13 protein-coding genes and 1 pseudogene are annotated in these 9,375 nt (G+C 44.7%); 12 read left to right on the top strand and 2 right to left on the bottom strand.

Going from position 1 to position 9,375, the window contains the following annotated elements; all coding sequences use genetic code 11:
- The first annotated feature begins 374 nt into the window (after window positions 1-374).
- From OGX94_RS11615 to OGX94_RS11665, 11 genes are all read left to right on the top strand, one after another.
- On the top strand, window positions 375-1,676 hold the full coding sequence (locus OGX94_RS11615) for a hypothetical protein (RefSeq protein ID WP_286569283.1): 1,302 nt from the start codon (window positions 375-377) through the stop codon (window positions 1,674-1,676).
- A 308-nt stretch (window positions 1,677-1,984) separates the two neighbouring features.
- Window positions 1,985-2,419 carry a hypothetical protein gene (locus OGX94_RS11620; protein ID WP_137468324.1) on the top strand — a complete coding sequence of 145 codons (435 nt, stop codon included), beginning with the start codon at window positions 1,985-1,987 and terminating at the stop codon, window positions 2,417-2,419.
- A 19-nt stretch (window positions 2,420-2,438) separates the two neighbouring features.
- A complete protein-coding gene (locus tag OGX94_RS11625; RefSeq protein WP_286569285.1) occupies window positions 2,439-3,242 on the top strand; it encodes a hypothetical protein in 804 nt (267 codons plus the stop codon).
- Window positions 3,243-3,485: 243 nt separating this feature from the next.
- Window positions 3,486-3,935 carry a hypothetical protein gene (locus tag OGX94_RS11630; protein WP_286569287.1) on the top strand — a complete coding sequence of 150 codons (450 nt, stop codon included), beginning with the start codon at window positions 3,486-3,488 and terminating at the stop codon, window positions 3,933-3,935.
- A gap of 70 nt (window positions 3,936-4,005) precedes the next feature.
- On the top strand, window positions 4,006-4,827 hold the full coding sequence (locus OGX94_RS11635; RefSeq protein ID WP_286569289.1) for a DUF932 domain-containing protein: 822 nt from the start codon (window positions 4,006-4,008) through the stop codon (window positions 4,825-4,827).
- Between the two features lie 69 nt (window positions 4,828-4,896).
- Complete coding sequence (radC, locus tag OGX94_RS11640; protein ID WP_286569291.1) at window positions 4,897-5,370, top strand: RadC family protein; 474 nt, start codon at window positions 4,897-4,899, stop codon at window positions 5,368-5,370.
- 10 nt (window positions 5,371-5,380) lie between these two features.
- Window positions 5,381-5,602 (top strand): DUF987 family protein, encoded by a 222-nt coding sequence (locus OGX94_RS11645; RefSeq protein ID WP_286569293.1) that lies wholly within the window; start codon window positions 5,381-5,383, stop codon window positions 5,600-5,602.
- Window positions 5,603-5,625: 23 nt separating this feature from the next.
- Window positions 5,626-5,970: a type IV toxin-antitoxin system YeeU family antitoxin gene (locus OGX94_RS11650; protein WP_286569295.1), complete on the top strand. Its 345-nt coding sequence runs from the start codon at window positions 5,626-5,628 to the stop codon at window positions 5,968-5,970.
- A 35-nt stretch (window positions 5,971-6,005) separates the two neighbouring features.
- Window positions 6,006-6,347: a TA system toxin CbtA family protein gene (locus OGX94_RS11655; RefSeq protein ID WP_286569297.1), complete on the top strand. Its 342-nt coding sequence runs from the start codon at window positions 6,006-6,008 to the stop codon at window positions 6,345-6,347.
- 114 nt (window positions 6,348-6,461) lie between these two features.
- Window positions 6,462-7,295: a DUF4942 domain-containing protein gene (locus OGX94_RS11660; protein WP_286569299.1), complete on the top strand. Its 834-nt coding sequence runs from the start codon at window positions 6,462-6,464 to the stop codon at window positions 7,293-7,295.
- A 458-nt stretch (window positions 7,296-7,753) separates the two neighbouring features.
- Window positions 7,754-8,380, top strand: coding sequence for a DUF6680 family protein (locus tag OGX94_RS11665; RefSeq protein ID WP_051594495.1), 627 nt, complete (start codon window positions 7,754-7,756; stop codon window positions 8,378-8,380).
- On the opposite strand, the gene OGX94_RS11670 is transcribed toward OGX94_RS11665, so the two are convergent.
- On the bottom strand, window positions 8,377-8,568 hold the full coding sequence (locus tag OGX94_RS11670; RefSeq protein WP_085049118.1) for a toxin-antitoxin system HicB family antitoxin: 192 nt from the start codon (window positions 8,566-8,568) through the stop codon (window positions 8,377-8,379). The genes OGX94_RS11665 and OGX94_RS11670 overlap by 4 nt on opposite strands.
- A gap of 126 nt (window positions 8,569-8,694) precedes the next feature.
- Between OGX94_RS11670 and OGX94_RS11675 the strand changes: the two genes are divergently transcribed.
- Window positions 8,695-8,985: a SymE family type I addiction module toxin gene (locus OGX94_RS11675; protein ID WP_103769401.1), complete on the top strand. Its 291-nt coding sequence runs from the start codon at window positions 8,695-8,697 to the stop codon at window positions 8,983-8,985.
- A gap of 234 nt (window positions 8,986-9,219) precedes the next feature.
- Here OGX94_RS11675 and OGX94_RS11680 read toward each other — a convergent pair.
- Window positions 9,220-9,375 (bottom strand): annotated as a pseudogene (locus tag OGX94_RS11680) (IS5/IS1182 family transposase); the annotation flags it as partial.

The following is a 9,375-nucleotide window of genomic DNA, read 5'->3' on the forward strand; positions in this document are numbered from 1 at the left end:
GGGAATGTAACAGGAGGACACCGGGCGGCATCCTTTCATGTCATAGGTCGCTTATGTATCGTTTTACATTTTTCTGTCTATGTGTTGCTTCTGCATATACGTCTGTTTTTTTAATTGATACATCCTGTCTGTTACCTGCCGTCAAACCAGCATTCTTTACACTATCCGTTGAGTACCACTTTGATGGTGCGAACTAGTGTGGTTTTATGATTTTTTCATTAGTGAAACACCTTGTTAAGGTCAGTTATAATGCTGGATTCGCGCTGTTTAACTACTACATTTTTAACTATTATTTTTCTACTTTTTTGACTACTGAAATCACGAGTCGTATACTGACCAGAAACTAAGCTCTAGTGCTTTACAGGAAAGGATTTGTGGAAAGCTCACTTCACTATGTCAATATAAAGAACAAAAGAGATCTCAGATTGTTTCTTTGGTATCTCTCCGCTAAAGATATTGCGGTTCTTATTAGCACGTTAGGATCGTCAAAAAGCGTTTATAATGAAGGTGATATATTTGGAAGTAATGTTGAAATCGCATCAAGTGCTGTTAATCAAGCCCTCTTACTGATCAAGGATAAAATTGTTAAGGGGATTTACTCCACATCTTTTAATTACTTTAAATCACTTCAATTACCCCCTACTGAGTTTTCATGGATAAAAAAATCTCCTGATGCATGCTATTTTTTATGGTTGTATATAAAAACTATGGTTCATGACTCAAACAGTGAGTTACAACTTATTCCTGAGATTGCCGGGAAAATAAGAAATACTGATTACACTGCTGCCAGACATGACTTTTTGTATAAGAGATTACTGATAAATCCCTATCCTGTGGATAATAAAGAACGAATGGTTGCAATTGAGGATTTTTTTGATCGCGCACCTACCACTCTGAGAAACAAACTCAATTTGATGCATCGCATTCGAAATAAATGGGACGATCTTTATTATTTAAGTAATAACTTTCCATTGACTCCAAAAGAGAAAAAGAAATGTGATTGGGCTTGGGAATACATACAAAAAGACAGGAGTAACATGCGTGGTAAAAGAAAAAATCCGGATGGCACATATTCTGATTATTTAAATGTTCCATCTGAAACTAACAGTAACATGCTTTCCGCATTAAGACCCTCAGGTGCTTATGAGAAATACATGGCTGTAAAATTTTCATATATTTTTAAATTCGTAAAAGATGATTTATTTATTCAGCGATTCAAAAAAGCATGGGGACTACATAAGTACAGGCTTTCAGCTGCATCTAAAAAGAATAAGTTATCAAAACGCTACGGAACTGAAAAAGAAAATGGTGTAGCAAAATCTGTAACTTCGGGACCAGGGCTGGACGGTTATAAGGATTTCTTGTCTGAGAATAATACTCATCAATTCAACCCTGATTTAGCACAGCCTCTGCACAGTGAACATGACATAGGGAGCATTGTGGAACCAGGTGAAGCATATCAAAATTATAAAAATGAGAATGTTAAAGTTATGAAGCCAACTCAACCAGGGAGTAGCCCAAAAGGTATAAATCCCCGTGGAATAGTAATTAAATATTTGCAGCCTTCCTCCCTGAAAAATACTTTTCCATACCAGATGATAAGCATGGTAAGTGACAGTTTTGACGCAATAGTGAAAACGGCGAGTAAAATCAAGGATAAGAAAAACATCAAGTAAGCATATTCTCTCTGTCAGCATCCTATTATTTTTCATGCCTATATCATCTTATTGAGGCACAACAGCTAAGTATGCTGTTGTGCCTCAATACACCGATCTGTTGTGCCGATCGATATCAAATAAATGATAGATAAATTCTATTGATTTCTAATTATCGATCGGTATCACCATAGATAATACCGATCGATTTCTTAAAACCGATCTGTATTAACGATTATCTCATCCCCTCTCAAATGCATACGATCAGATGGACTTTTGTCCAGCTGAAGACCATTTTTCGTTTATAAAACACTCACAAAGGAACAACTATGTTGAAGACTACCTCTACCTTGCTTTTCAGCGCTGCTTTATTCAGTACCACTGCACACGCCGTTATCCAGGACCAGCAATGGGGGAACTGGTTCGGTAACATCAGTGCGATGGAGTTTGAAATCAATACCCAAAACAACTCAGGTGAAGTGCTCACACTAATCTGTACAAGCGGAAAGTTAGCTGTTGCTTATAGCGTTCCCGCAGAAGACTACCGCGTTTCTTCCCTGACAGGACTTGCAGAACCGGGCATCAGCGTTAACGGTACAAATCATTCTCTGGATGAAACGGCCTTTACTGCACTAAAAGCAACAAGTGAAAAAGACGTAATAAAAATCACCTCTATGAATTCAGCTATCTCTAAAAAATTCAGTGCTAAAGGGCTGAATGAAGCGCTGGCCGATACCTCATGGCAAGACTGTATTAATCACTAATTAATCAAAGGGGAATATAATGCATAAATTAATTGTTTTATCGCTCAGTTCAGTCGCTCTGCTTATTCCATCTATATCTTCTGCATTGACAATTCACGGAGATATACATCCCGAACGTTATACATTTTTCCTGACCCAAGAAGGCAGTAGCCAGCTAAAACAGGCGAATGATCGACTAGCCAGGAATCCACAGGCCTACACGCTTGACGTGAACCATACAGGCATTCAGCCTTTTGATGCAGTCCGGTGGGATGGTAAGCCTGTAAAAGCCGTCACCTGTGTGCTGGTAGACGGCATTATGATGGGGAAAAAAGCTACCTGGTCACAATGCAAAGATGAAAGTGGTGCGGAATATTTCGGTAATGCTGGATGGCCAGTACGTGATTACGTGGCAAAAGCGTGTGAAGTAGGCAAATCAGATTGTCCTGTTTATCTTGTTTTTCAAACAGATCCACCGACTATGCGAAACGACATGGCTAAATTTGCCCCTGCACCTAAGAACTTTAATGCTTCTGCAAACCTGACGGATGAAATTAAAAACGACGGATGCCAAATGGCTAACAATTCCTTTGAATATGCGAAAAGCAGTATTCGCTGTTCTGCAATCAACACCGTGCGTTTTATTCGCAAACAAAATACCGAAGCTAAGTATGAGGCTGATCTCACCACAACTTCAGGCGAAAACCTGACAATGACTGTCGGGTATACCTATGGGAATGCATCCAGCAAAGAACCAAGCTGGCGTACCATTTCGGTCAAAGAGGGGGGCATTATTACTGATATTCGCAAACAGGGCCAGTGGCTCCCTAATGGCTACAAGTAGAGGTGTTTTCCGTGCATAGTCAAAGCGAAGTGGTTACGGACATGCCGGGTAATGAGCCCCCATGGCCTGATTGTACGTGGCAACTTGTCCTGTGCGTAATGGGGGTTACGTTGATGCGAAGCCATTCGGTCACGGTCAGGGCTCTGGGTGCAGGTTTGACCACCTTTAGCCTGAATAAAGCGATAAAAAAACTCGCCGTACTTGCCTGATGGCAAGACGCGGAGGCCACAGGATAAAATTACGATGTCTGAAAATAGCACAGGAAAATTTCGTAGCCTTACAGAAAAGCTGAATTTCCCACGCAGAAAAGCACACACAGAAAATCATGACACATCTTCTGAACACTTACCGGAAAACACGGTTAAAGCTTCGGTAACGGGTTCTGACAAATACAGGCTGTTACTGGAAAATATTGTCATCAATGGTCTGTTGAATATTGCCGAGGATAAACTGAGTGATGATGCTTTTGTTGAAGTCGTTTTTAGCAAAGCATATGAGCTTTTGCCTGCCCCGGTCAGGATAGTCCTGAAGCGGGAATGGTGCCTGAGTTACCTTCAGTCGCAAAAAGCGCCGATTCTGGTGAAACTGCAACTTTACCGCGCAGGAAAGCTTAGTCCTGCCGAACTATCTGCATTGCCGATACCAGATTCAGAAAAGACTGCATCGCAGATACACCCTTCTGTTTCACATTAATAATCCAGCCTTTCAATCCAGGCCATCCTTCGGGGTGGCTTTTTTATGCCCATTTTTAAAGGAGTCGCCTATGACCCGTTTAGCCAGCCGTTTTGGTGCTACCAATCTTGTGCGCCGTGACCGCCCGTTAACCCGCGAGGAGCTGGTGCACTATGTGCCCAGCGTCTTCAGCGAAGACAAACATGAATCACGCAGTGACCGCTATACCTACATTCCGACAATCACTCTGCTCGATAACCTGAAGCGTGAAGGCTTTCAACCGTTCTTTGCCTGCCAGACCCGAGTGCGGGACCAGAGCAAGCGTGAGCACACCAAACACATGCTGCGCCTACGCCGAGAAGGACAAATCACTGGCAAACAGGTTCCGGAAATCATTCTGCTTAACAGCCATGATGGCTCCAGCTCATACCAGATGCTGCCGGGGTTATTCAGAGCGGTTTGCCAAAATGGGCTGATTTGCGGTGAGAGTTTTGGTGAGGTTCGTGTGCCACATAAAGGCAACGTAGTAGAGAAAGTCATCGAAGGGGCCTACGAAGTGCTGGGGATATTTGACCGGGTAGAAGAAAAACGCGACGCCATGCAGTCACTTATATTACCTCCCCCGGCGCAACAGGCGCTGGCACAGGCGGCGCTGACGTATCGTTTTGGCGAAGAGCATCAGCCGGTGACGGGATATCAGCTACTGGCACCTCGTCGCTGGCAGGATGAGTCCGGTGACCTCTGGACAACCTATCAGCGCATTCAGGAGAACCTGATTAAAGGTGGTCTGAACGGACGCAATACGAAAGGAGGGCGCGCACATACCCGCGCTATTAAGGGCATTGATGGAGATGTCAAACTTAACCGCGCCCTGTGGGTGATGGCTGAAAACATGCTACAGCTCGCCTCATGAACCACATACTCATCTCGTTTATAGCCCTGTAGCTTGTTGCTATGGGGCTTTTTATTTTAAGGATTTTCCATGTCTGAACTGATATTACCTCCGGCTTTTCCAGCGAATGAGCAACGTATTATCCGTCGCGCTATGCGACTGCTGGAGAAATACCAGCGCCAGCCCGGCGAGCAATTCCTTGACACGAGTTGTACGAAAAGCTGGCTGCAACTGCATCTGGGACGGCAGGAACGTGAGGTTTTTGTCGTGCTCTATCTCGATAACCAGCATCGTCTGCTGGAACATGAAACGCTATTCCTTGGCACGATTAACCACACCGAAGTCCATCCCCGTGAAATTGTGAAATCTGCACTACACCACAACGCGGCAGCGGTGATCCTCGCTCATAACCATCCATCTGGAATAACGGATGCCAGTAAAGCAGACCGAACGATTACTTCCCGGATAGTGAATGCACTGATTCTGGTGGATATCCGGGTGCTGGATCATTTCATCATCGGTGATGGTAATGCGTTGTCGTTTGCGGAAAGAGGCTGGCTGTAGGAGAGTATGGATGAAAATCATAAGCAAACGTCAGGCAATGGCGATATACCGCCAGCATTCTGAATCCCGGTTGTCTCGCTTCTGTACGGGCAAATATCGCTGGTCCGGCAGCGTCTGCCATTACTACGGTCGGGAAGTGCAGGATATTCGCGGTGTGCTGGCAGTTTTTGCTGAGCGCCGACAGGACCGTCAGGGACCTTATATCATCCTGCGCTGCATCAGCCTCAATTAACCGTCAGTAAAAGGAACACAAACATGACAGAAGGCACAGCCAACGAAGTAGTGGATACGCTGCGATGGGGACTGAAATGCGACATCACACCACATTTCGGAGCCCGTCTGGTGCAGGAAGGCAACCGCCTGCATTACCTCGCCGATCGGGCCAGCATAATAGGTCAGTTCAGCAAAGCTGATTTACGCCATCTCAACCAGGCTTTTCCCTTGTTGGTGAAGCAAATAGAACTCATGCTCACCAGCGGAGAACTTAATCCCCGGCACCAGCACTGCGTCACGCTATATGCGAAGAGATTAACCTGTGAAGCCGATACGCTCGGCTCCTGTGGCTACGTTTACATCACCATTTACCTCACTCAACGCTGACCGATTTTAACTTCCACTTCTACGAGAACAACATCATGAACACCTCTCCTGCAACAAATCAGCGGGTGGCGAAGCCATGTCCGTCGCCTGTGGCCGTCTGGCAGATGTTACTTACCCGTTTACTTGCGCAGCACTATGGCCTGACTCTGAGCGACACTCCATTCAATGATGAAGGTGTTATTCAGGAGCATATCAACGCAGGCGTTACACTTGCCGATGCCGTGAACTTTCTGGTGGAAAAATACGAACTCGTTCGTATCGATCGCAAAGGATTTAGCTGGCAGGAACAATCGCCTTATCTGCGGACTGTAGACATTTTGCGGGCGCGACAGGCAATGGGATTGTTACGACAAGGCCATAATCTTTCGACACGCTGAATCTTGCGAGCCTCCTCCCCGAATTAAATTCCCGATCTGTCTTCCTTATTTACTCATTGCATAATGCGCCTGCCACTCCCGGCGGGCGTGTTTGCTTTTATACGGACCAAAAATATGCAAACAGAAGCTGAAGTCTTAACTGACCATAATGAGCTAATTTGCTCAACCAGTATTGAGCGCATCGTCACAGGGCGCGACGCTGCGCTGAGCCAAATAGAAATCCTGATTCATAATATTGATAACATCTCGCGGCTTACCTCCAGCATCGGTGGTGATGTGGCGGAGCATTGGGCAATGCGACAGGGCCATTCCTTTGACTGCTGGCTGATGCAACCAGTCGATAAAGCAATGCCGGTGATCACCCGCAATATCGATCGCAGCATCTGGCGCGATCTGATGCTGAAGTCCGGGATGTTAACCTTAATGGACGCTGAAGCCCGCAGTCAGTGGGCTAAAAACCTCGAAGGGGGCGATCTTCCGTCCATCACCGAAGCTAACATCCTGAGTACCTTTGAACAACTCCACCACAATAAACAGGATGTTTTCGAACGTGGAATTATTAACATATTTAAAGGGTTAAGCTGGGACTACAAAACCAATAATCCCTGCTACTTCGGCAAGAAGATTATCGTCAACAATCTAGTGAAGCATGACCGATGGGGCTACAGCCTGAACTGGGGCTGGCGACGCGATCAGCTCGCCGATCTGGAACGGATGCTTTACCTGCTGGATGGCAAAACCATTCCTGACAATCGGTATGATGTCTCCATCCGGTTTATGGATTTTGTGAGCGATAATCCGCATCAACAGGTCTTCGAAGACGATATGTTCACCATTCGCTACTTTCAGAAAGGCAGCGGACATATAACGTTTAAACGCCTTGATCTGGTGGAGAGGATGAATGATATCGTGGCAAAACATTTTCCAGGAGCGCTACCTGCAAGATAACCTGAGTAGATTATGGGTTTCTGGCATAATCATTGCGGCCAAGAACTCTCAACAGGCTATTACGCAACCTGTAAGTCTAATTTACAAGTTCAGCAGAAAGATCATCACCAAGCGCTGGCAAACTGAATATACGAAACTTCAGTTGATCGGTTCTTCTAAACAACTGCGGTGCTAAACAGAAGCCGAAAGCGAGAAGGATATTGCCGCTTTGCTGCAGTAGATAAAGCGACCAGAAATCAGCTCTGTATGCCTCCCCTCCCCCACAAGCAAAATCATTTGGGGGTGTTTATGGGGGTCATTCATTTATCCAACACAAAATATAAATTTCAAATCAACAAGTTAACCATCAAATGCGACTCCTGTGATCTTCCGCCAATTATAATAATATTTAATTCCTAATTTAGATTACATCCATTAATTCAATACCATTTATATCTATAAATTTCACAGGTGAAATAATGAGTGGTTTATTCGGCATGGAATACAAAGATATTGTAATGACAGCAGCAGTAATAATTGGCCCTATACTTGCTGTAGAAATACAAAAAATATTAGAGCAATTTCGTGAAAAAAAACAAAATCGCTTATATATATTTAGAACTTTGATGTCAACCAGATCACAAAGACTCCATAGAGATCACGTACAAGCACTAAACATGATAGATATCGAATTCTACGGACGGAAAATTCCATTAATTAAGACACGGTATCAAACAAGCAGAGAGCAGGCAGTAACCCATGCCTGGAAAAGCTATAACAATCACTTAAACAAAGCAAAAGAATACCCTGATATAAATATATGGATATCAAAATCCGATGATTTATTCACTGAGCTTTTATATACGATCGCACAAGCCATGAATTATGACTTTGATAAAGTACAATTACAAAGAGATTGTTACAGACCGATAGCTCATGGAGATTTAGAAACCACTCAAGCTAACATATTAAAAGGTCTTGAAGATATATTTTCAGGTAAAAGTTCTTTACCAATGAGTATAACGAATATCCCTTTCAACGGGACAAATACAAGGGATCAGGAAGCTCAGATGGGTAGCCAAGACCTTGATAGTAATAAGCCCTAACCTTTTGGCTCAATTCCTTTATGACGCAGCTCCTCTCTCGCCAGTTCCTTTAACCAACTGGCGAGACTTACCCCTTCTTCTGCCGCCACAGCATCCAATTGCTCCTTCAATGCCGGATCAATACGCATTTTGAACTGCGGTGATTGACCGCCGCCTTTTGGTTTTTTTTCGCGCGATATGATTGACATAGGGCCACCTATCCAACTATCTTAATCATATAGGAGGCCACCTAAAAGCCTTCTACACTAGCAACGCCCCGATGTGCGGGAACACAGCCGGAGCGTCTAACCTCACCAACTATCAAGGAGTTGATTATGGCTGATTCGCATTCTACCCCAGACACCGACCAATCCGGAACCGAGCGTTCGGTAATTGTGGGATATCGCCCGAATGTTTTCGACAAATCCACGCCAAAAATTATTCTTTCCGGCAAGTGGCTACGCGACGCGGGGTTTGATACCGGGCAACAGATTACCGTAAAAGTGATGAACGGTTGTATCGTCCTGATGGTCTATGGCGAGCAGGAACAACGGTTGCAGGATGAGTTGAAAGAGGCACATCAGAAGCTGAACAGAATCGAGAGCACATTGGCGACTCTCCAGTGAAGCACGGCTGAACCTGCAAGCGGTACTTACAGGTTTACTTGGTGCCGGATGGCGCTTGCGCTTATCCGGCCTACTCAACTGAACTGGGGAAGGTGCGAATAAGCAGGTCATTTCTTCCCAAGCTGACTCGCTGATTAAAATTTCGCGGATCTGGGCCGATTTTTTTCCCGCAAACACATCGAATCAGCCTATTTAGGCTATTTTTTCCACCATTTCTGGCGNTATTTCCGGTTTTTACTGAGATCTCTCCCACTGACGTATCATTTGGTCCACCCGAAACAGGTTGGCCAGGGTGAATAACATCGCCAGTTGGTTATCGTTTTTCAGCAGCCCCTTGTATCTGGCTTTCACGAAGCCGAACTGCCGCTTGATGATGCGAAACGGGTGCTC

It is taken from the genome of Citrobacter sp. Cpo037 (genome assembly GCF_030332945.1).
Taxonomy (GTDB): Bacteria; Pseudomonadota; Gammaproteobacteria; order Enterobacterales; family Enterobacteriaceae; genus Citrobacter; species Citrobacter portucalensis.